This is a genomic window from Stutzerimonas balearica DSM 6083, from assembly GCF_000818015.1.
Taxonomy (GTDB): domain Bacteria; phylum Pseudomonadota; class Gammaproteobacteria; order Pseudomonadales; family Pseudomonadaceae; genus Stutzerimonas; species Stutzerimonas balearica.
The window spans coordinates 2,242,501-2,265,074 of record NZ_CP007511.1 but is presented as its reverse complement, the minus strand read 5'-3'; the positions used below and the strand labels follow the sequence as shown (position 1 = coordinate 2,265,074).

Genomic DNA, 22,574 nt, shown 5'->3' with positions numbered 1-22,574 from the left:
TCATCGTTTGAATACTTGCGAGCTCACCTCATAGGGCTCGCACGAGGAGTTATGCATGACAGATTTGGCCCAGCTATCTCAGGCCCTGCTCGCCGCTGTGCCTGTAGCCGGCAGCATTGGCAATCAATCTCTGTTCGAGCAATTGCATGGGCAGTTTGCTGAGTTGACCGAAGAGCAGTTCTGGGTGGCGCGCGATGCGCTGATTGAGCAAGGCGTGCTGGTCAAAGGCCGTGGTCGCGGCGGCTCGGTGCTGCGGGCGCAAGCATCGGGCAGCAGCCTGGCCGATCAGGTGCTGAATAAGGCGCGTGAGCGGTTTGAGCCAGCAGCGGTTGCTGAAGTCAGTGCCGCCTATGTGGCCGACGCCGCAGCCAGCGTCAGCAAGGGTAGGGCGGCTAAGGTGCAGCAGGCCACCAGCCTTGCGGCCATGGAGAAAACCCTATGGGCCACCGCCGACAAGCTGCGCGCCAATATGGACGCCGCCGAGTACAAGCACATCGTGCTCGGGCTGATCTTCCTCAAGTACATCTCCGACAGCTTCGCCGGGCGCCGCGCCGAGCTAGAAGCCAAGTTCGCCGACGAGAACGATGACTACTATCTGGGCGACAACGGTCCCGAACTGCTCGCTGCCGAGCTGGAAGACCGCGACTATTACCGCGAAGTCAACGTGTTCTGGGTGCCGGAAGTGGCGCGTTGGGAATCGATCCGTGGCGCCGCGAAGCAGGTGGATATCGGCAAGAAAATCGATGATGCCCTGGCAGCCATCGAGGCGGAAAACCCCAAGCTCAAGAACATCCTCGACAAGCGCTATGCCCGCGCCCAGTTGCCAGACGGCAAGCTTGGCGAACTGGTGGACCTGATCTCCACCATCGGCTTCGGTGACGACGCTAACAAAGCCCGCGACCTGCTCGGCCAGGTTTACGAATACTTCCTCGGTCAATTTGCCAGCGCCGAAGGCAAGAAGGGCGGCCAGTTCTACACCCCGGCCAGCATCGTCAAGACGCTGGTGGCGGTCCTCAACCCGCACCACGGCAAGGTGTATGACCCCTGCTGCGGCAGTGGCGGCATGTTCGTGCAGTCGGAGAAATTCATCGAAGCCCACGGCGGCAAGCTGGGCGACGTGTCCATCTATGGGCAGGAGTCCAACCCCACCACCTGGCGCCTGGCGGCGATGAACCTGGCCATTCGCGGCATCGACTTCAACCTGGGCAAGGAACCGGCGGATACCTTTATCCGCAACCAGCACGCGGACCTGCGCGCCGACTTCGTGCTGGCCAACCCGCCGTTCAACATCAGCGACTGGTGGCACGGCAGCCTGGAAGGCGACCCGCGATGGGTCTACGGCACACCGCCGCAAGGCAACGCCAACTACGCCTGGCTGCAACACATGCTCCATCACCTCAAGCCCAATGGCCGCGCCGGCATCGTGCTGGCCAACGGCTCCATGAGCTCCAGCCAGAACAGCGAAGGCGACATCCGCAAGGCCATGGTCGAGGCCGATGTGGTGGAAGTCATGGTCGCGCTGCCCGGCCAGTTGTTCTTAAACACCCAGATTCCCGCCTGCCTGTGGTTCCTCGCCAAACAGAAAACCGCCCGACCCGGCGAGGTGCTGTTTATCGATGCGCGCAAACTCGGCACCCGCATCAGCCGCGTGCAGATCGAGCTGACCGACGCCGATATCGAACGCATCGCACAAACCGTCGCCGACTGGCGCGGTGAGCCGCTAGATAAGGGCGGCGAGATCGGCGAATACGCTGACATTCCCGGCTTCTGCCGCAGCGTGAAACTCGCGGAAATCGCCGAGCACGGCCATGTGCTGACGCCGGGTCGTTATGTCGGCGCCGAAGAGGTGGAGGATGACGACGAAGCCTTTGCAGAAAAGATGCAGCGGCTGACCCGGCAGTTGGGTGAGCAGATGCACAAGGGCGCTGAACTCGATCAGTTGATCCGGCAGAAGCTGGGGGGGCTGGGGTATGAGCTTTGAGTGGGTAACTTCCAGTTTGCTCGACCACTATGAGGTACGATCCGGGCTATCCAAACCTGCAACGGATTTCGGTTCAGGCTACCCATTTTTGACATTCAAGGATGTCTTTTACAACTACTTCACACCTGAGCTTTTGGGTGATTTTGTTCAAGCCACAGAAAAAGAAAGAGAAGGCTGCTCCATCTTGCGGGGAGATGTCTTCCTTACTCGAACCAGCGAAACGATGCACGAACTCGGAATGAGTTGCGTAGCTCTGCGGGACTACAAAGATGCCACGTTTAACGGGTTCTGCAAACGCCTCAGGCCAAAGCCAGACAGTGATTTGCTGCCGGAGTACGTGGGGTATTACCTGCGCAGCCCAAGATTTAGGCAGGCAGTCTCGGCATTATCAACGATGTCGACTAGAGCCAGTCTAAATAACGAAATGATTGGGAGGTTAGAGATATCTTTTCCTTCCCGAACAGCTCAAGCACGGATTTCTAAGATATTAAAATCACTCGACGACCGCATCACCCTGCTACGCGAAACCAACACCACCCTGGAAGCCATTGCGCAGGCGCTGTTCAAATCCTGGTTCGTCGATTTCGACCCCGTGCGCGCCAAGGCCGAAGGCCGCCAGCCTGAAGGCGTGGACGCCACCACCGCCGCCCTGTTCCCCGATAGCTTCGAAGAGTCCGAACTGGGCTTGGTGCCGAAGGGGTGGTGCGTACGGGGAATTGGCCAAGTATGTGAATTAGGAAGAGGGTCGTCGCCACGGCCAATTCAACAGTTCATGGGCGGCGATGTGCCGTGGATCAAAATTGCCGACGCTACCGCTTCCGACGGTATGTTTGTCTTTGAGACAAAGGAAATGATCATCAAAGATGGGGTGAAGAACAGCGTCAAGGTCCAGCCTGGCGATCTGATCATGTCAAATAGTGCCTCATGTGGAATCACGGTGTTCGTCGAACTATATGGATGCATCCATGACGGATGGCTCTATTTCAAAAACTATCAACACATCAGCAAGAATTTTCTGTTTTTTTGGCTAAGAAAGATTGCGGATCACCTAGTGCATATTGCTGACGGCTCAGTTCAGAAAAATCTGAACATCGCTTTAGTCTCATCGCAAAAAATAATCTGCCCGCCTTTGGATGTGCTTCAGGCATTTGAGATTGTTGCTGGCTCCTTGCTAGGCCGTGTTCGCGAAAACTGCATTCAAGCCCAAACCCTCACCCAACTTCGCGACACCCTCTTGCCTCGCCTAATCTCTGGCCAGCTGCGCCTGCCGGAGGCGCAGGCTCTGCTGAACGAAAGGGATATTGCCCAATGAACGAGCCCATAGCCGAGCGCGAGGCGCTGTGGTCGCAGTTTCTCGAACGCTGGCCGCTGGAAAGCCTGCATCAGATGACCCTTGAGCAGTACAACCTTGCCGGCTCGGACGACCACTTTTGCCGCTGGCTGGAGAAACATACTGAGTCTTTGGGCTCGATTTGGGGTGGGTCATCCTTCAAGTTCGGCGTGTTTTCCCGGCTGGACAAGAAAGAAAAGAGCAATCCCCATCGTGTGTTCACCGACGAGCACGCCTGGCTGAAGAAGTACGGCAGCAGCGCAGAGCAGGCCTTTTCCGCAGTGCGCCAGCACATCGTTGCTGTGGCTGAGGCGGCACACGCGGGTAATCTGGAGACAATCGAGCAGGTCGATCTCGGGCCGGTGGTGAAATGGAAGATCGCCTTCCTTTATCAAAACCGGCAAGACCCTAGCATCCTCTGTGTTTTTGCAGCCCGTGACCTGTGCGCGGCGGTGGGCCGTAAGGCCAGCCACAATGAGCAGCTGGCGCCTTTGCAGCGTCAGTTGATGGCCCTGCGGCAGGGGCAGAATCTTTTTGCCTACTCCGACCAGGTGTGGGCGCAGGCGCAAGAATGGCATCGCAAGCACAGCCTGACCGAGCAGGCGCTGGATTTTTTCAGTGCCGACCCTGAGCGGTTCACCGAGATCAACGTCACCAAGAAAATGGCTGGCTTTCGCCTGAGCAATGACCGCGAACTGGCTTTGCTGCGCGAAAACGGCAAGCTGAGCCTGTTCGTTGCGCCTGGTAACTGGCAGCGGGCCATTGAGGGGCTGGAGTGCGAAACCTATTCACCCGAAGACACGCGCCACAGCGGCCTTGCGGCCTGTGCGCCGGCACTGGCTGTCGGCAACCCGGCGCTGTCCATCAAGCTCGCCGGTATGGCGGCGCTGGAAGCCTTCTGCCTGGCCTATGAGACTGACTCCATGGATGAAACCAATGCGACGCAATCGATAATGCCGGACAGTAAGCGGCAGGCTCCGCCACTCAACCAGATCCTCTATGGTCCGCCGGGCACCGGCAAGACATACGAAACGATCGACGCCGCGCTGGAAGTCCTCGCGCCGCAATACCTGCCGCTTGCGCGTGAGCAGCGGAAGCGACATTTCGATGAGTTCGTTGCGCAGCAGCGCATTCGCTTCGTCACCTTTCACCAAAGCTTCAGCTACGAGGATTTCGTCGAGGGGCTTAGGGCTTTGCCCCCGGAAAGCGAGGACAACCCTAGTGGTGCGCTGGCTTACGATGTAGCTAAGGGTGTATTTGTCCAGCTGTGCCTGGATGCCACAGGCGACCCGGTGCTGGAGCGGAAGCTGGGGCTAAAGAAGGATCCAACCATCTGGAAAATTTCCATCGAGGAGGCTGGTAGTGACGGGCGAACCCGGCGCTACTGCTTCCAGCATGGCGAAGCCCGTATCGGCTGGCATAAGGTGGGTGATATTCGCAACGCCGACCTCGCCGATCCTTCGCTCAAACTAGGCAGTAACGACCGGAGTTCACTGACCAGTTTCGCGAACGAGATCGAAGAGGGAGATGTGCTGGTCTGCCTGGGTACTCGCAAGAGTATCTGCGCGGTCGGTGTGGTTACCGGCGAGTATGAGTACAACCCTCAGGTGCCAGAGGGAGTGCGCAAGGATTATGTGCATCGCCTGCCGGTCAACTGGCTGCTGACCGATATCGACTTCGATATCGGCGAGCTCAATGGCGGTCGTGGACTGACGCTGAAAACCGTTTACCCCATGAGCCGTATCAACTGGCCTGAACTGCAGCAAGCGCTGCAGCAGGCTGGTCACCGTCTTGTCGAAGAAACCAAGCTGGCCGTGACTGGCCCAAAGCTGCCATATGTGTTGATCGTCGATGAAATCAACCGCGGGAATATTTCGCGCATTTTCGGTGAACTGATCACACTGATCGAGCCTTCCAAACGTGCCGGTGCCGCAGAGGCGCTTGAGGCCGTGTTGCCATACTCGAAGCGGCATTTCAGTGTCCCGGACAATGTCTACCTGATCGGCACCATGAACACCGCTGACCGCTCGCTGGCCGGGCTGGATATTGCCCTGCGCCGGCGCTTCGTGTTCCGCGAGATGCCGCCACGCCCGGATTTGCTGGATGGTGTAGAGCTGCAGGGGCTGAACATCGGCAAGCTGCTACGGGTTATGAACCAGCGCATCGAGGTGCTGCTAGATCGAGATCATTGCCTGGGGCATGCCTACTTTATGCCGCTGACAGAACAAGGGCTTAAAGATGACGACAGGCTGGCGAAGCTTGAACTGATCTTCCGCAACCAGATTCTGCCGCTGCTGCAGGAGTACTTCTTCGAAGATTGGCAGCGCATTCAGTGGGTGCTCAACGACCATCGCAAGCCGGCGATCGACCGTTTCGTTGAGCAGGACAAGCAGGATCTGGCGGCTCTGTTCGGCAACATCAGCGTGCCGGCGCAAGGAGGGGTGTGGCGAATCAATATGGCTGCGTTCAAGCGGCTTTCTGCCTATGCCGGGGTAATCGCGGTGAATGCCAAGGCCGAGGTACCAGATGAGGAACCAGAGGAGGCGGATGCGTGAGCGCATTCGTCACCGTGCGTGAATACGCTCGCCTGACCACCGCGGCGGTTGCGCCCGGCAACCTCGACTGTGCGCAGATTTCCGAAACTGCCTTCGACTGGCTGTGCGAGCTGAGCGCCAGCTTCAACCGCAATGGCGCCACGCTGCTGCAGGTGGAGGGGCGGCGTGCGCTGAAGTGGGACTCCTATGTGGGCGTGCTGGAAACCCCCTGCGGCACACGGCTGGAAATTCTGCCCAAGCACCATGAGCAGGACGACTGCTTGGTAAAGAGTCGACAGTTGCTGCGCAAGCTGATTCAGCGCGCCTTGCAACTCAAGCCGCGCGAGACGTCCGTGGCGAGCCTGGAGTTATTCGACGCGCCGCTCAGTGAGTGGGTGATGGGGCAGTTTCTGGCGGAGCTGGATTTATTGGTCAAGCGTGGTGTGCGCTTCGACTACCAGCGCATCGAGGAGGAACAGCGTTTTCTCCGTGGCCAATTGAATGTGGTGGCGCAGATGCGCCAGCCGCCCGGGCGCCAGCATCATTTCCAGATCCGCCACGACGTGTTCCTGCCGGACCGTGCCGAAAATCGTTTGCTCAAGCTGGCGCTGGAGCAGGTAGCAAAGAGCACGCAGGACGCCGCCAACTGGCGCCTGGCCAATGAGCTGCGCTCGATGCTGGCCGAGGTGCCGTCTAGCAAACAGGTTAGCCGGGATCTGCGTGCATGGAGCTGCGATCGGCTGATGGCGCATTATCAGGCGATCAAGCCATGGTGCGAGCTGATCCTCAATCAGCAGATGCCGATAGCCGTGAGTGGTGAGTGGCGCGGCATGAGCTTGCTGTTTCCAATGGAGAAGCTGTTCGAGTGCTATGTGGAGGGCTGGCTGCGGCAACGCTTGCTGCACGGTGCGAAACTGACCTCACAAGCCAGCCGACACCATCTGTGCAGGCACGACAGCGGAAAGATGTTCTGCCTGAAACCTGACTTGCTGATCGACACGCCGGAGCAGCGTTGGATTCTTGATACCAAGTGGAAGCGCATCGATGCCGGTAAACCTGACAATAACTACGGCCTGAGTCAGAGCGATTTCTATCAGCTGTTTGCCTATGGGCATAAATACCGAAGAGGCGAGGAGGAGCCGAGGCTGGTACTGATTTATCCGTATTGGTCTGGACTTCAGAAGGCGCTGCCGGTGTTTGATTACGGCAAGGGCATGCAGTTATGGGTGTTTCCCTTCGACCTAGATAGCGATCATTTACTGGACGCTGAGTCTGCTGGGATCCCCTTGCGGCAGGAGCGTAGGCTCGTTGCGGAGCGCAGTGAGCTGATGGTTGTTTGAATCACCTGAATTAAGAAGAAGGCCCGCAGAGGCCGCTGAAGAACAAGCAAGGCTAGGGCTATGGACTATTCGAAGTGGTTGGACCTTTGGGATAAGGCAACACCTGAGCAACTGATTGCTCCTGTGTTTGTGTTTAGCCTTGTGACGGTGCTGTGCCTTTGGTACTTGCTGCGTTACTTCTTGCGCTCGTTTGCGTTGAGCCGGCGCTTGAAGAAGCTCGCACGGCAAGTGCGTGAACTCAAGAAGTTGCAGCCAGCCAAGCGCCGTAGCGAACTGGAGCAGTTGTTCCATGAGCATACGCTGGGGCATGCCTGGCAGGAGTATGCCGAGACGCTGCATGACCAGTTCGAGGTGCATGAGGGCGAGCGGCGCTTGTTGTGCTCCCGCGCAACTGCCGGCGCGGGGCATTTCTTTACCGCCCAAACGGTGGTGGAGACGCCACTAGGCACCGAGTTTTACAAGCACTTGCCGGGCATCCTGACGGGGATCGGCATTGTCGGCACCTTCTTCGGCTTGATGTTGGGCCTGCAGCACTTCGACCCCAGCACACCCGAGCAGGTCAGCTCCAGCGTCGATCAATTGCTCAAGGACGTGCTATTTGCCTTCCTCGGCTCCTTCTTCTCGATCTTCGCTTCTATTGGCGTGACGCTGACCGAAAAGTGGCGCCTAGGCCGCTGCTACAAGCATCTGGAATCCCTGACTGAGAGTATCGACGGGCTGTTCGACAGCGGCGTGGGCGAGGAGTACCTGGCGGAGCTGGTGAAGTCGAGCAACGAGAGTTCGATCCAGACCCGTCAGCTCAAGGACAGCCTGGTTACCGATCTGCGTGAGATGCTGCAGAACCTGGTAGATACCCAGGTGCGTGAGAACCTCAAGTTGGCCGATTCTCTTTCGGCAAGTTACCGCGACTCTGGTCAGGTGTTGGCCGAGCAGATTGGCGGCGCCATCGAGAGCAGCCTCAAGTCTCCCCTGGAGGCCATCGCCGGAGCTGTGAATACCGCCAGCGGCGACCAGAGCAACCAGGTGCAGAGCCTGCTCACCGATGTGCTCACAGCCTTTATGAGTAAGCTGGAAAGTACCTTTGGCCAGCAGTTCAACGGTCTGCATGAGATGCTGGGGCAGTCGGTCGCGGCCATGCAGTCCATGCAGCAGGGCTTCAATGAGCTGGTCGGCGACATGCGCTCGGCGAGCGAGGCTTCATCTCAGAACAGCGCGAAGATGATCGCGCAGCTGCTGGCCGACATGCAGGCTGGGCAAAACAGCATGCAGGCCGGGATGAACGAGATGCTGGCCAGTCTGCAGACGTCCATCGCGCGTATCGGCAGTGAAGGGGAGGGGGCTGGTGAGCGGATGGCCAAGCAGTTGGAGAAGCTGTTTGCCGATAGCGAGGCACGCCAGCAAGCCATGGCGGAGAATCTGCAGATCTTTGTCGAATCCCTGCAGCAGAGCATTGGCCAGGGCCAGCAGGAAACCATGGCGAAGATCGCCGGCTCGGTGGATGTGCTGGGCGAGCAGTTGGGCGGGTTGTTCAAGCAGCTTGAGCAAAACCGTACGCAGATGGAACAGGCCAGCAAGACCGCCCAAGTCGAACTGCACCGTGGTACACGCGAGGTGGTTGGCGGTCTGGAAGAGCAGGTGAAAACCCTGCTGGATGCCGTCGCCGATCAGCAAGGCGCGATGCAGGACAGCCTCAAGCTACTCGGTGCGCAAACCGAGCAACACTTGCAGAGCATGCAACAAGGTGCCGAGAAGATGCGCCTGGCAGCCGAGCGCTTCGACAGCGCCGGGCAGAGCGTGAGTAAAGCCGGGGAGGCGACTGCGAGCGTACTGGGTGCGCTGCAGGGCACCAGCGGCGATCTGGTTGGCGCTTCCCGCGAACTGACCAGTGTGGTGGCCGACTATCGCAATAACCGCGAAGCGCTAAATCAGACGCTTGCGGTCATTCAGGGGGTGGTTGCCACTACTCAGGTGGAGTCCGCTGGGCGCAGCCAATACCTGCAGGATCTGAAGCTGCAAGGCGAGCGGCTGCAGACGCTCAATCGTGAAGTGAACGACTACCTAGAGCAGATCAGTGCCGTGCTGGGCAAGGGCTTCAACGAGTTTAGTGAGGGGGTAGATCGTAGCCTGCGGCTGACGCTGGGTAGCCTGGATGCCGAGCTGCATAAGGCGATGACCAGCCTGGCCGGTGGTGTCGAAGGGGTCAAGGAAAGCCTGGAAGACTTCAGTGACATCATGGAGCGCGTTCAGCGCCGCTAAGGGGGTAGAGCATGTTCGGCAAATCAGCCGCTCCCGCTCGGGCGCGTGACGAGGGCGAGAAGCCTTTCTGGATTTCATTCGCCGACCTTATGACGGCGATGATGATCTTGTTTCTGGTGGTGATGGTGGCCTCGCTGAGCTCGGTGACGCAGCGTATTCAGCAGGCTGAGCAAGGTGAGAAACAGCGCGGTAAGGACATTGCTAAGCTTTGCCAGGATCTCAAACTGAGGGCGGGAGGGCTTAACTCCACCATCGTGGTGGACTGCCGGGATAACCGCATTAGCTTCGGTGAGGCTGGGCGCTTTGGCCACAATCAATACTTTCTCAACAGCCAGGGGCAGCAGGCCCTGCAGGATGTTGTGCCGTTGATCTTGGATGCCGCTGACAGCGAAGAGGGACGCAAGTGGCTCAAGCAGGTGGTGATTGAGGGCTTCACCGATACGGACGGCTCTTACCTGTACAACCTGCACCTCTCGCTGCAGCGCTCGGAGTGGGTGATGTGCAGTCTGCTCGATAGCCGCAGCCCGGTGCAGAAAGGGCTTTCAGCTGAACGTCAGCAGCAGATTCGCTCCATGTTCCTGGCTGGTGGTGTGTCGTTCAACAATGCCAAGGAGAGCAAGGAGGAGAGTCGGCGGGTGGAGCTGCGCATGCAGTTCTTCGGGCTTAAGGACCAGGAGCATGAAGGTCAGGAACCGGCGCTTGAGTTTGCTTATGCGGCAAACGAAAAGTGCCAGTTGGAGATGCGCTAGATGAGCCGGGCTCTGTCGTCTCTGTTGGCGGCCATCACTTCTGGCTTGCAGCGCCAGAATGAGCGCAGCGGCGATGCCGGGTTTAGTAGCATGGTGGCGCTGAAACGCGTCAACACTGAGCTTTCTCGGCGTTTTGACCAGGTCGAAAAAGCCCTGGCACCGCCCCGCGAGAAACGCTTGCTGGCTCTTGGCAAGTTCAAGCGTGAGCAGGCGCTGACTTCATCGGAGTGGCGCCTGGTTTTTGCCGGGCTGGCTGATGACGATGAAGTCAGTGTTCCGGTGCTGGAGGACGATCACCTGTTCGACCGTGTTCATCGGGAGGTGGCTGGCCGTATCGAGCAACGGACACTTAGCCGCCGCGACTGGCTGGCGCTGTGTTTCAGCTACTTTGCCTACGATGAGCACAAACCTGACGACAACGCGAACTGGCGGGTGCTGCGTGACGATATCGATCGCGGCTTCGATGCTGTCAGGCAGCGTATCGGTCGTGAAAAAGAGTGGATGCGCATTGTTGCCGAGCATCGCGAACTGTTCGGCGCTCAGGCTGGAACCCGTCTGGCAGAGGAGATATTCGAGGGCAGGGCGCGTGATCTTTCCTCACTACAGGCCATTGCCCAGGTGCCGGATGGTAGTTGGTTGTGGCAGCGGATTTTTGCGGTTCTGCTTTCGCGCATTTTCCTGCTGGATGACGAAACCTTCCTGAAGCGCCTACCGGAGTTGGTAGCTCTGGGGCAGCTGAATACGCGCTATCTCAATCAGGTGCTAAGTGCCTGCCTGACTCGTTATCACCGTTCGCGGTATCGCGAGCAGTCGTCCTCGCTACTCAAGCAGGCTGCGTTGGAGCACTGGGGCAGCCCACAGATGCGTTCCAAGCAGAACGCATGGTTGCAGTATGTGGAGCAACCTGTTTGCGCGATGGTGGTTGCCTGGTTTGCCAAGGAGGATCTGGAGCACTTCTTCACCTTGCTCAAGGGCGAGGCGGAGGTCGACCAGTCGCGCCTGTTTTACTGGTTACGCTTTGCCAATCAGATGAGCTACACGCGGATTGTGATGGGAGGTGATGCGTGGCATGACCGGGGTAGTGATTTCGTGGCTTTTCGTGAGAAGAACAAAGGCCGCTTAAGTCAGCTCGCGGGAGGGCCTAGTCACAACAATGCCGTGGTGATGCAGATCGGCAATTACTTCTTTGTGGAGTTTTCTGGTACCGGCAATGCTTGCTACGTCTATCGTGCCGATGCCGCACCATTTAATCCTGATAAACCGGTGCTGGGGCTGGCAACTGAGCTGAAGCAGCAAGGACGGGCGCTGAAGCGTATGTCCCACTCTCCAGCCCCGCGGCGACCCAACGTAGTCGAAGGGTGGCTGGAGAAGTTTGATGATGAGCTCCGGACGCTGGGAATCGTCGCACAGCGTCCAGCGTCATTTACGCAACCCCGCCTTTCCGGTGACAAACCCGCTGTTCATACGGCTGCGTCTGCACCTGGCACGGGTGATTCGCTGGACGTGCAGGTTAGGTCGATGTTGGGCAGTGTGCCCTATAAGACCTTCGACCACCGATCGAAAAGTGGGGTCTACCAGGTTTTGCTTGCCAGGGATGATGCGGCTGCCAAAACAGCGCTGCTGCGCCTCGGCTTCAAGGCTGTGAAAAACAATGCACTCATGTTCTGGAGGCTTTGATGCTCGGCCGATTTTTTTCCGGGAAGGATCGTTCTCAATCTGCCAAGGGGGCAGCGCCTGGTGCTTACCAGATTGAGGAACAAGGTATTTGTTATGCCTTGAGTCTGGCCGATGACGATACAAGCTGGCCCGTTGCTGCCTACCTGGACCAGCTCTTCGAAGAAGACTATGCCAGCCAGCTGAGTGATCGCTGGCTGTTGCCTTGGGAGTCAATCTATCAGCTCTTGGATGATCCGGCGCACGCTAGCAGCCTTCCTTTGCTTGGCTTGCCCGCGATTGCCAAGCTGCAACCGCAGTTGGCCAGTACCGGGGGATTGTCGGGTCCGGATTTCAAGGTGTTTGTCCAGTCCTGGCGCAATTCGGAGACGGGCAGCCCGGTTACTTTCGAGCGTGTTGGCGCCATGGCGCGCCATGCTGCAACCACTGAGTTGTTGCCGCCAGCGGTCTGGGAGCTGTTAAAGGCCATTCGGGATTTGCATGCCGCTCAGCAGCAGGCTCCGGGAGAGGTCACCAACCAAATCGGCTGGGCCAATATCCGTAAGTTGGCCAAACGCGCTGGTGCGGTATTGGACGGATTTCTCGACAAGACCGTGGTGGTTAGGCCTGAGCACTTGAAGCTCAGACCACGCAAGGCCGTAGTATCCGGTACGCCGATTATCGAGTTAGATGTCGCGTTTGACGGGCAGCCTGACAATTGGTTGGCCAGTTTCGATGGTTACAAGCAGGTGCAGGATAAGTACCGGGTGCCGGGCGCCGATGGTTCGGTGACGCACGTACTCATTGAGCCGGATGTAAAGGCGGTGCTTGAGTCTGTACGCGCATTACCGGGTCGGCGTGTGGCCGGTGATGAAGCGCTGTCACTGGTGCGCAACCCCTACAGCGTGATCGGGGATGCAGCCGAGAAGGTTGTTGATGCGGACGAATATGAGGAGCAGCTGGCCGATGCGGGCATCTACTTCCATCGTTTTCGCCTGGAACCTTGTCTAGGTGAGGACGGCAAGCATGTTCGGTCGATTGGTCTGTTCCTTGAACCTATCTCGGCCAAGCCGCTACCTGAAGTTGAGCTGCGCTTCGATTTTGCCCACGAGTTCGCGCCATTTGTGAATGAGCTGCAAGTGAAGTTGGCGGCTGGTATGCCCGCGGGATTCTGGCAGGGCTATGAGCTGGAGCTGAGTGACTTCGATCTCGCGCAGTTGGCAGGGGTCAATGAGCTTTTGCGCCACTGGCAGCGCCAGGAGGCCGGGCAGACGTTTGAGGAAGTGCTGGATTTGGCCTCGTATGGTGATCGCGTTGTCGGCATAGGTGAGGCGGAGCGCATTACATCTCCATTTTTGGTGAAAGAGGCAACGGAAAACTGGTTGCCGGTCGATGTGAAAGAGCTCGGGATGGATGGCGATCTGCTCAGTCAGTGGGATCCTGCTAGCCGTGAAGATTTTGAAGAGTTTGAGCACCGCATCGACCAGGCGCGTGTGGCGGGTGATGAACAAGTATGTCTACCGGGTACTGAAACCCCGCTACCTTTCCAGGTCGCGGAGCAGCTTTATGAGGCCTGGTCGAAGAAGCTTAATCCGGTCGAGCCTAAATCACCTGTTGTGACTGAGCCCGTCGCTGGCCGTGCGGTGCTGCATATCGAGCACAACATTGAGGAAGCGACCTATGCCCAGCGCCGTGAGGCGGCTCTGTTGGCGGGGCGGCATGCCAATGCGGATATTCCAGAGCTGCTTCGCCCCGAAGTTCAGCTGCGCGATCATCAAATGAAAGGTGTGGCATGGATGCAGCACCTGTTTGGCTTGTCACCGGATCATGTCGCAGGTTGCTTGCTTGCCGATGACATGGGCTTGGGTAAGACCATTCAACTGCTGACCTTCGTTGTTTGGTATTTGGAGCAGAACCCTCAGGGTAAACCGGTCCTGATTGTTGCCCCCGTTTCCCTGTTGGATAACTGGGAGCGTGAGCTGCAGCGATTCTTCTATGCGGATGTATTGCCGGTATTGAAGCTTTATGGTGGAGCGCTCAGCGCTGTTAAGTTCAAGAGGGACGAGATTCCGGAGGATCTGCAGGCCAAGGGAATAAAAAATCTTCTCCGGCCGGGTTGGATGGGCGATGCTCGAATCGTGCTGACCACCTATGAAACCTTGCGAGATCAGGAACTCTCCTTGGCACGGCAGCAGTGGGCCATCGTGATCTGCGACGAGGCGCAGAAGATCAAAAACCCGGCGGCGCTGATCACGCAAGCGGCGAAAGCAATCCCCTCTCGATTCCGTATCGCCTGCACGGGTACGCCGGTTGAGAACACGCTGATCGATTTGTGGTGTCTTTTCGACTTTATTCAGCCGGGCTTCCTGGGGGGGCTAAATCAGTTCGGTCGGGAGTATCAACGCCCCATTGAAGCAGGCTTGGAGCGCGATACAGCAGCGCTTGAACGCCTGCGTGGGCTTATCGAGCCCCAGACATTACGGCGTACCAAGCAGGATGTGGCGAAGGATCTCCCGGCCAAAATTGAGGACCAGGGGTGCCGCAAGCTGCTGATGCACACGTTACAGCGCAATCTCTATTTGTCCGAGGTTGCTCAGTACACACAGAAGCAGCAGATGCAGGAACAATTGGAGCAGCGAGAGAGCGGCATGCTCGGTTTGCTGCACAAGCTCAAGTTGGTGTGCGCGCACCCATTCAGCGTGCAGCCTGATCCACGCTTGAGGGAACACTCGCCGAAGCTGCAATGGCTTTTAAGCACACTGGATAATATTGCGCGTTCGGGAAGCGGCGATAAGGTCATCCTTTTCACCGAGTTGCGGGACGTCCAACGTGAATTGCAACATGCGATTCAGGAACGCTTCGGCTTCAAACCCACGGTGATCAACGGCGATACCAGCACCAGCAGTCAGAGTGCACAGAGCCGGCAGCGACTTATCGATCATTTTCAAGAGCAGCCTGGCTTTTCGGTGATCATCCTCTCCACTGTTGCGGTTGGATTTGGTGTGAACGTGCAGGCAGCCAACCACGTTATCCATTTCACTCGCTGCTGGAATCCAGCCAAAGAGGATCAGGCCACCGATCGCGCGTACCGGATTGGTCAGGAAAAGGACGTGTACGTCTATTACCCGACTGTGCGTGATGCGAGGATACCTACATTTGAGGCGACGCTGGATGAGCTGCTACAGAAGCGACGCGCGTTGGCGCGGGACATGCTGCAGGGGGCATCTGAGCTTCAGGCATCTGAGTTTGGGGAACTGTTAAGGGCGCAAGGATGAGATTGAACAATGACTGAAGATCAGCTGGAGCAGGAAACCCTCGGCTGGCTCAGTGAACTGGGATACGTGCATCTGTATGGCCCGGATATCGCCTGCGACGGCAGTAACCCCGAGCGCGAGAGCTATCACGATGTGCTGTTGACCATGCGCCTGCGCACGGCCATCGCCCGGCTCAACCCGCAGGTCCCGCTGGCGGCGCGTGAGGACGCCTTGCGCCAGGTGCTGGAGCTGGGCGTGCCGGTGCAGCTGTCGGCCAACCGCCTGTTCCATCGCCTTCTGGTGGGCGGCGTGCCGGTGCAATACCAGAAGGACGGCGAGACCCGTGGCGATTTCGTGCGGTTGATCGACTGGGCCGATGCGCGAGCCAACGAGTGGCTGGCTATCAACCAGTTCAGCATCCAAGGGCCGAAACATACGCGCCGGCCGGATATCATCCTGTTCGTCAATGGCCTGCCGTTGGTGCTACTGGAGCTGAAAAACTCAGCTGACGTGCATGCTGATCTAAACAAGGCCTTCAACCAGATTCAAACGTATAAGGAGCAGATTCCAGACGTTTTCCACTACAACGAGATTCTGGTAATCAGCGATGGCAGTGAGGCCCGCATGGGCTCGCTGTCGGCGGACATCGAGCGCTTCGCGCGTTGGCGCACCATCGATGGTGTAACGGTCGATCCGCTGGGCGAGTTCAATGAGCTGGAGACGCTGGTGCGTGGTGTGCTGCAGCCGGCGATGCTGTTGGATTATCTGCGCTATTTCGTACTGTTCGAGGACGACGGCCAGCTGGTGAAGAAAATTGCTGGCTATCACCAGTTCCATGCGGTGCGCGCGGCCGTTCAGCAGGTGGTCAGCGCCTCGCGTCCGGGCGGCACGCACAAGGGCGGGGTCGTTTGGCACACCCAGGGCTCCGGCAAGAGCATCACCATGACCTGTTTCGCCGCGCGGGTGATGCAGGAGTCGGCGATGGAGAACCCGACCATCGTGGTGATCACCGACCGCAATGACCTGGATGGCCAGCTGTTCGGCGTGTTCTCGCTGTCGCAGGATTTGTTGCGCGAACAGCCGGTGCAGGTGGTGACGCGTGGTGACTTGCGCGAGAAGCTGGCCAACCGGCCCAGTGGTGGCATTGTGTTCGCCACTATCCAGAAGTTCATGCCAGGCGAGGATGAAGACAGTTTCCCGGTCTTGTCCACGCGTTCGAATATCGTGGTGGTAGCCGACGAGGCGCACCGCACTCAATACGGCTTCAGCGCTTCGCTGAAGGTACAAGACGTTAAGGTGGCGGAGGCCAGTGCCCGATATCAGGTGGGTTATGCCCAGCATCTACGCGACGCTCTACCCAACGCTACCTTCGTGGCCTTTACCGGTACGCCGGTGTCCAGCGAAGACCGTGATACTCGTGCGGTGTTCGGCGACTACATCCACGTCTATGACATGCAGCAGGCTAAGGAGGATGGCGCCACGGTGGCCATCTACTACGAGTCGCGCTTGGCCAAGCTGTCGCTCAAAGACAGCGAGCTGGCGCATATCGATGATGAAGTAGATGAACTGGCAGAGGATGAGGAAGAGGACCAGCAGGCGCGGCTGAAGTCGCGCTGGGCGGCGCTGGAGAAGGTGGTGGGGGCTGAGCCGCGGATCAAGAGCGTGGCGGCGGATCTGGTGGCGCACTTCGAAGAGCGAAATTTGGGCCTGGTAGAGATGGGCCAGATGCCGGGCAAAGCAATGGTTGTGGCCATGAGCCGCGAGATTTGCGTGCACCTCTACGACGCGATCGTCGAACTGCGTCCTGAGTGGCACCACGAGGACCCAGAGCAGGGCGCGATCAAGATCGTCATGACCGGGAGCGCCTCGGACAAGGCGCTGCTGCGCCCGCATATCTATCCCAGCCAGGTGAAAAAGCGCTTGGAGAAACGTTTCAAGGGTCCCGCCGACCCGCTCAAATTGGTCATCGTGCGCGACATGTGGCTGACCGGCTTTGACGCGCCCTGCGTGCACACCCTGTACGTGGACAAGCCCATGAAGGGCCACAACCTGATGCAGGCCATTGCCCGGGTGAACCGCGTGTTCAAGGACAAGCAGGGCGGCCTGGTGGTGGATTACATCGGCATCGCCAATGAACTCAAGGCGGCACTCAAGGAGTACACCGCCAGCAAGGGTAGGGGGCGACCCACCGTGGATGCCCACGAAGCCTACGCGGTGCTGGAAGAGAAGCTGGATGTGCTGCGTGGCCTACTGTATGGCTTCAACTACAGCGACTATCTGACAGGTGGTCACAAGCTGCTGGCCGGCGCCGCCAACCACGTGTTGGGACTGGAGGACGGCAAAAAGCGCTTCGCCGACAACGCACTGGCCATGAGCAAGGCGTTCACCCTGTGCTGCACCCTGGATGAAGCCAAAGCGGTGCGCGACGAGGTGGCTTTTTTCCAGGCCATCAAGGTGGTGCTGACCAAGCGCGAAATCAGCGCCAAGAAGAAGACTGACGAAGACCGCGAATTGGCCATCCGCCAGATAATCGGCAATGCCGTGGTTTCCGGTGAGGTGGTGGATGTGTTCGAGGCGGTGGGCCTGGACAAACCCAACATCGGCCTGCTCGACGATGAGTTCCTTGCCGAGGTGCGCAACCTTCCGGAGAAGAACCTGGCGGTGGAACTGCTGGAGCGGCTCCTGGAGGGCGAGATCAAGAGTAAGTTCGCCAGCAACCTGGCTCAGGAGAAGAAGTTCTCCGAACTGCTAGATAGTGTCATCAAGCGCTACCAAAACCGCTCCATCGAAACCGCCCAGGTCATTGAGGAGCTGATCGAGATGGCCAAGAAGTTCGCCGCTGCAAGCAAGCGGGGCGAGCAACTGGGACTGAATGACGACGAGCTGGCCTTCTACGATGCCCTGGCCAACAACGAGGCCTCAGTACGCGAGCTGGGTGATGAGATCCTAGCCAAGATCGCCCATGAACTGACCGCCAACCTGCGGCAGAACGTGACGGTCGACTGGAATAATCGCGACAGCGTGCGTGCCAAGCTGCGGCTGATGGTCAAGCGCATCCTGCGCAAATACAAATACCCGCCGGACCAGCAGGAAGAGGCAGCGCAACTGGTGCTTGCGCAAGCTGAAACGCTTTGTGCTAGTTGGTCGTAGGGCATGCCTGAGTTTCCGGGGGTTGCTTCAAATCGACGAGTCCCCTGCGTTGTCGCTAAGGTGCTGCTGGGGAGTGGCGCGTTGCTTAGCGTAATTCCGGCTGCTGAATGGAGACCGACATGACAATGGCGTGCGAGCGGACAAAGGCGGTAGTTGAGACTCGACAGTTTCTCTTGCAACTCAAAAGTGATCCCGCTTTACCTGAGATGATACGCACGCAGGCTAAGGCGCTGCTAAGGCATTACCCAGAGCCTGGCCAGATTACCCAGCTCGCATTGCTGGAAAAAGCAGTGACAGGGTTGGAGGGTGCTGACCTACCGCCACTAATCTCACTGTGGTCACCGGTTTTCGAGTAGGTGCTACGCAGTTCTCTGTGGCCTTCTTTAGGCTGGTCCTAACGATCCATGCAGGGGAAAACGCATCTGATTGCCTGCGTGGTGGTAAAAAAGTGGTACGGATTTTCTTGCTTCGTCCTGTAGGTCTCTAGAAATCAGGCGATTCAAGAAAAGCGATCCGATCCATCATCGGCGCGACGGAGAAGCGGCGGGATGGCGAAGGGCGGGGTGTTTCAGCTTGGGTCATGAAATGCGGCGGCTCGTGTTGCTGTCGCAGCCGGTAGGAGGGCCGCGCAAAAAGGCGGCAAGTTTAACCGACTGCCAGCGCTTGTGCAGAAGCCAGGCGCCGACCGGCGAAGAGCCTTTTCTATTTCTTACATGTTGGGGTAGTTCGGCCCGCCGGTACCTTCTGGCGCCACCCAGATGATGTCCTGCGACGGATCCTTGATGTCGCAGGTCTTGCAGTGCACGCAGTTCTGCGCGTTGATCTGGAAGCGCTGGCTGCCATCGTCGTTGCTGACCACCTCGTAGACGCCAGCCGGGCAGTAGCGCTGTGCCGGTTCGTCGTACAGCGGCAGGTTCTTCTCGATCGGGATGCTCGGATCGATCAGCTTGAGGTGGACTGGCTGGTCTTCCTCGTGGTTGGTGTTGGAGAGGAACACCGAGCTGAGCTTGTCGAAGCTGAGCTTGCCGTCCGGTTTGGGATAGTCGATCTTGCGCGCCTGGTCGGCATGCTTCAGGCAGGCGTAGTCCGGCTTGGTGTCGTGCAGCGTGAAGGGGATCTTGCCGCCGAAGATGTTCTGGTCGATGAAGTTGAACGCGCCGCCCTTGACCGCACCCCACTTGTGGATGGCGGCGCCGAAGTTGCGGCTCTTGTAGAGTTCGTCGTAGACCCAGCTGCTCTTGAAGTTCTCTTCGTAGGCGGTCAGTTCGTCGCCGCCCTCGCGGCCGGCGGCCAGCGCTTCGGCAATCGCCTCGGCGGCGAGCATGCCGGACTTCATCGCCGTGTGGCTGCCCTTGATCTTGGCGAAGTTCAGGGTGCCGGCGTCGCAGCCGATCAGTGCGCCGCCCTTGAACACCATCTTCGGCAGGCAGTTCAGACCGCCCTTGGCGATGGCCCGGGCACCGTAGGAAACACGCTTGCCGCCTTCGAGGTACTGCTTGATCACCGGATGATGCTTGTAGCGCTGGAATTCATCGAACGGCGACAGATACGGGTTGCTGTACGACAGGTCGACGATCAGGCCGACGACCACCTGGTTGTTCTCCAGGTGATAGAGGAACGAGCCCCCGGTGTTCTCGTCGTCCAGCGGCCAGCCGGCGGTGGTGCTCTACGTGCGCGATGCGGTCGGCAAGTCCCAGGTCAACAACACGGTGGCCAAGCAACTCTTCAACTTCACCCCGGCGGAAACCGCGCTGGCCCTGGAGTTGGCCAACGGTCTGTCGCTGGAGGAGGCCGCGGAGAATTTGAACATCATGCGCAACACGGCGCGTGCGCATCTGCGCGCCATCTTTTCCAAGACCGGGGTCCGTCGCCAGGCCGAGCTCGTGCGCGTGATGCTCAATAGCGTGGTGGCCCTGGGTGGCAGCCAGCTTGCTCCGCTGAAGATCCCCGTTGTCCGGCTGCCGCGCCCGCACATGCGTGACGTGCGCTGAGCGCTGACGCCCCCAGCAGCAACTGCGCCGCGGTCGGGCCAGGCCGGCCGCGGCGGCCCACCTTTTTATAAGCAGCCGATCTAGTCCATCTGAGGGATGAAGCACCGAGTCAGGTTGCCGATTATCGCCATGTCCCGTGTGGTTCAACCCGCCACACCCGCTAACAAGAAGAACGCCTGAGGGTAACGACATGACGCAACTGATCAACATCAAACCAGCCGCTTCAACTGCCGAGTATCGATACGCGCGCGGATGGCACTGCCTCGGCATGGCCGATGATTACCGCGACGGCAAGCTTCACACCTTGAACATCTTTGGCACACGGCTGGTGGCCTTCGCCAACGACCAGGGCGCGATCAGCATCCTCAATGCGCATTGCCCGCACATTGGCGCTGACCTGTCGCAGGGCGAGCTGGTAGATGGACGCGTCGTCTGTCCGTTCCACCACTGGCAGTTCGAAGCCAGCGGTCGCTGTGCAGAAATCCCGTATTGCAAGCGCATCCCGCCGAAGGCCAAAACCCGTAGCTGGCAGACCTGCGAGGTCAATCGGCTGCTGTTCGTCTGGAATAATCCCGAGGGTAATCCGCCCGCACCAGGTGTCGAGATCCCGTACCTACCGGAAATCGATAGTGATGAGTGGGACAACGATTGGCACATCGACACGATGGTGATCGAAACCAATCCACGCGAGCTGGTCGACAATCTGGCGGACGCGCAGCACTTCGGCCCGGTACACGGCACGCCGACCACTTACTTCGCCAATATTTTCGACAGGCACATCGGGCACCAGATATTCCATGGCGACTCGGGCCGCCTGGGGGGCGATCTGGTTGCCGAGTCTGCCTACTACGGCCCGGCTACCCATTTCACTCGGATGAGAGCCAACTTCGAGGGCCTGCTGATCGAGAGCATTCTGCTGAACTGCCACGTGCCCATCGGCCCGGAAAGCTTCGAGCTGCGCTTTGGTGTGCTCGTCAAGAAAGTGCCGGGTTGGGGCGAGGAGCAGAACAAGGAACTGGCCCTGCAATACGTTCAGAACAATCGCACGTCGTTCTACCAGGACGTCGATATCTGGAAGCACAAGATCCGTATCGACAATCCGGTTCTGGCAGAAGGCGATGGCCCGGTCTATCAGCTCCGCGAGTGGTACCAGCAGTTCTTCATGGATGAGGCGGATGTTCCGGCGAGCTTTGCCGAGCGTCGCGAGATCGTGACGGTCGACCAGCGCAAATGAAGGACCACACTGCGCCAGGCGTGAGCAGCGAGCCGCACTATGCAGGCACGACGCTTACCCTCGGCATCGCAGACGGGATCGCCTGGATGACCTTCATCCAGGCCGACACCCTCAATGCGCTAAGCCCTGCGATGGCGCACGAGTTCTTGCATGCCTGCAAGTTGCTGTCTGTGCAGGATGAGCTCAAGGCGCTCATCCTGCAGGGCACTGGCAAAGCCTTCATGGCGGGCGGCGACCTGCATGCGCTGCGTCAGGATACGGAGGCGGCGGTAGCGGCGATCATTCCACCGATGAATCAGGCCGTACTTCTGCTTCAATCCATGCCGGTAATTATCATCGCGCGCCTGCATGGCGCCGTTGCGGGTGCAGGCCTAAGCCTGGCGTGTCTTGCGGACATTTCGATCGCGGCGGCGGATACGCGTTTCGTCTATGCCTATTCGGACATCGCAACCACATGCGATCTTGGTTTGTGGCACTTGGTTCGTAGGGTTGGCTTGAACCGCTCGATCGAGATCGCACTGCTGAGTCGCGGGTTCGATGCGAGGCAGGCCGCCGAGTGGGGCTTGGTGAACCAGGTATTTGACGGTGCGGAGCTAGAGTCCGCGCTTGGGGCGTGGACCAAGCGATTGACCGCGCTGCCACTGCATGTAGTTCGGGAGACGAAAGCGCTGTTACATCAGGCGAACGCTGCGACGTTGGCCGAGCAGCTCGCTCACGAGCACCAGTGCTTCTTGAAATGCGCAAGGCGACCGGAGTTCGCGTCGCGTATCGACCACTTCTTCCTGGCTAGGCGCACCTAGTGTCTGGTCCACAGGTGTTTTCGTGGCGCAGGCAGAAAAGGGTTGACCTGCGATTCCAGCCCCCTATAATGCGCACCACTTTCGCAGCGAACTGCAGCAAAAAGGCCTTTTGAATCAAGAGGTTAGATAGCTGAAAGGGGTTGCAAAGGTGGCGGATTCGAGTAGAATGCGCCGCGCTGGCAGGGTGGAGGTTGTGGCGCTGCTGGTGTCTCGGTCGAATCGATCGAGGTGGTGAAAAAGGCGGTTGACAGCGGAAATTGACGCTGTATGATTCGCCTCCCGCTTCGAGAGGTTGTAAGTTC

Annotated in this window: 12 protein-coding genes and 2 pseudogenes; 13 read left to right on the top strand and 1 reads right to left on the bottom strand. The window is 58.7% G+C overall.

Annotated features, from left to right (window positions below; all coding sequences use genetic code 11):
- Window positions 1–55 precede the first annotated feature (55 nt).
- From CL52_RS10250 to CL52_RS21655, 10 genes are all read left to right on the top strand, one after another.
- Window positions 56–1,981, top strand: coding sequence for a class I SAM-dependent DNA methyltransferase (locus tag CL52_RS10250; protein WP_043220350.1), 1,926 nt, complete (start codon window positions 56–58; stop codon window positions 1,979–1,981).
- The gene (locus CL52_RS10245) at window positions 1,971–3,293 is read left to right on the top strand and encodes a restriction endonuclease subunit S (RefSeq protein WP_074519960.1); all 1,323 of its coding nucleotides are present in this window, start codon (window positions 1,971–1,973) and stop codon (window positions 3,291–3,293) included. The genes CL52_RS10250 and CL52_RS10245 overlap by 11 nt, the downstream gene beginning before the upstream one ends.
- Window positions 3,290–5,866, top strand: coding sequence for a DUF8426 domain-containing protein (locus CL52_RS21445; protein ID WP_052264548.1), 2,577 nt, complete (start codon window positions 3,290–3,292; stop codon window positions 5,864–5,866). The genes CL52_RS10245 and CL52_RS21445 overlap by 4 nt, the downstream gene beginning before the upstream one ends.
- Window positions 5,863–7,185: an McrC family protein gene (locus CL52_RS10235; RefSeq protein WP_042921698.1), complete on the top strand. Its 1,323-nt coding sequence runs from the start codon at window positions 5,863–5,865 to the stop codon at window positions 7,183–7,185. The genes CL52_RS21445 and CL52_RS10235 overlap by 4 nt, the downstream gene beginning before the upstream one ends.
- A 60-nt stretch (window positions 7,186–7,245) precedes the next feature.
- Window positions 7,246–9,441 carry a type I Zorya anti-phage system protein ZorA1 gene (gene zorA1 / locus CL52_RS10230; protein ID WP_043220345.1) on the top strand — a complete coding sequence of 732 codons (2,196 nt, stop codon included), beginning with the start codon at window positions 7,246–7,248 and terminating at the stop codon, window positions 9,439–9,441.
- 11 nt (window positions 9,442–9,452) lie between these two features.
- Window positions 9,453–10,190, top strand: a complete 738-nt coding sequence (gene zorB1, locus CL52_RS10225; protein WP_003296184.1) for a type I Zorya anti-phage system protein ZorB1 — start codon at window positions 9,453–9,455, stop codon at window positions 10,188–10,190.
- Window positions 10,191–11,867 (top strand): type I Zorya anti-phage system protein ZorC, encoded by a 1,677-nt coding sequence (gene zorC, locus CL52_RS10220; protein WP_043220341.1) that lies wholly within the window; start codon window positions 10,191–10,193, stop codon window positions 11,865–11,867.
- Window positions 11,867–15,118: a type I Zorya anti-phage system protein ZorD gene (gene zorD, locus CL52_RS10215; RefSeq protein WP_043220339.1), complete on the top strand. Its 3,252-nt coding sequence runs from the start codon at window positions 11,867–11,869 to the stop codon at window positions 15,116–15,118. Before zorC ends, zorD begins: the two co-directional genes overlap by 1 nt.
- Before the next feature lie 9 nt (window positions 15,119–15,127).
- Window positions 15,128–18,247 carry a type I restriction endonuclease subunit R gene (locus CL52_RS10210; protein ID WP_043220337.1) on the top strand — a complete coding sequence of 1,040 codons (3,120 nt, stop codon included), beginning with the start codon at window positions 15,128–15,130 and terminating at the stop codon, window positions 18,245–18,247.
- A 107-nt stretch (window positions 18,248–18,354) separates the two neighbouring features.
- Complete coding sequence (locus CL52_RS21655) at window positions 18,355–18,603, top strand: BPSL0761 family protein (protein WP_321210761.1); 249 nt, start codon at window positions 18,355–18,357, stop codon at window positions 18,601–18,603.
- 353 nt (window positions 18,604–18,956) lie between these two features.
- Here the strand turns inward: CL52_RS21655 and CL52_RS10200 are convergent.
- Window positions 18,957–19,907 (bottom strand): annotated as a pseudogene (locus tag CL52_RS10200) (electron transfer flavoprotein-ubiquinone oxidoreductase); the annotation flags it as partial.
- Between CL52_RS10200 and CL52_RS10195 the strand changes: the two are divergent.
- The 3 genes and pseudogenes from CL52_RS10195 to CL52_RS10185 all read left to right on the top strand — a co-directional run.
- Window positions 19,879–20,238, top strand: a pseudogene (locus CL52_RS10195) (helix-turn-helix transcriptional regulator); the annotation flags it as partial. The pseudogenes CL52_RS10200 and CL52_RS10195 overlap by 29 nt on opposite strands.
- A gap of 190 nt (window positions 20,239–20,428) precedes the next feature.
- Window positions 20,429–21,472, top strand: coding sequence for a 3-ketosteroid-9-alpha-monooxygenase, oxygenase component (locus CL52_RS10190; RefSeq protein WP_041104771.1), 1,044 nt, complete (start codon window positions 20,429–20,431; stop codon window positions 21,470–21,472).
- Complete coding sequence (locus CL52_RS10185) at window positions 21,469–22,272, top strand: enoyl-CoA hydratase/isomerase family protein (protein WP_052264547.1); 804 nt, start codon at window positions 21,469–21,471, stop codon at window positions 22,270–22,272. Before CL52_RS10190 ends, CL52_RS10185 begins: the two co-directional genes overlap by 4 nt.
- The last annotated feature ends 302 nt before the right edge of the window (window positions 22,273–22,574 follow it).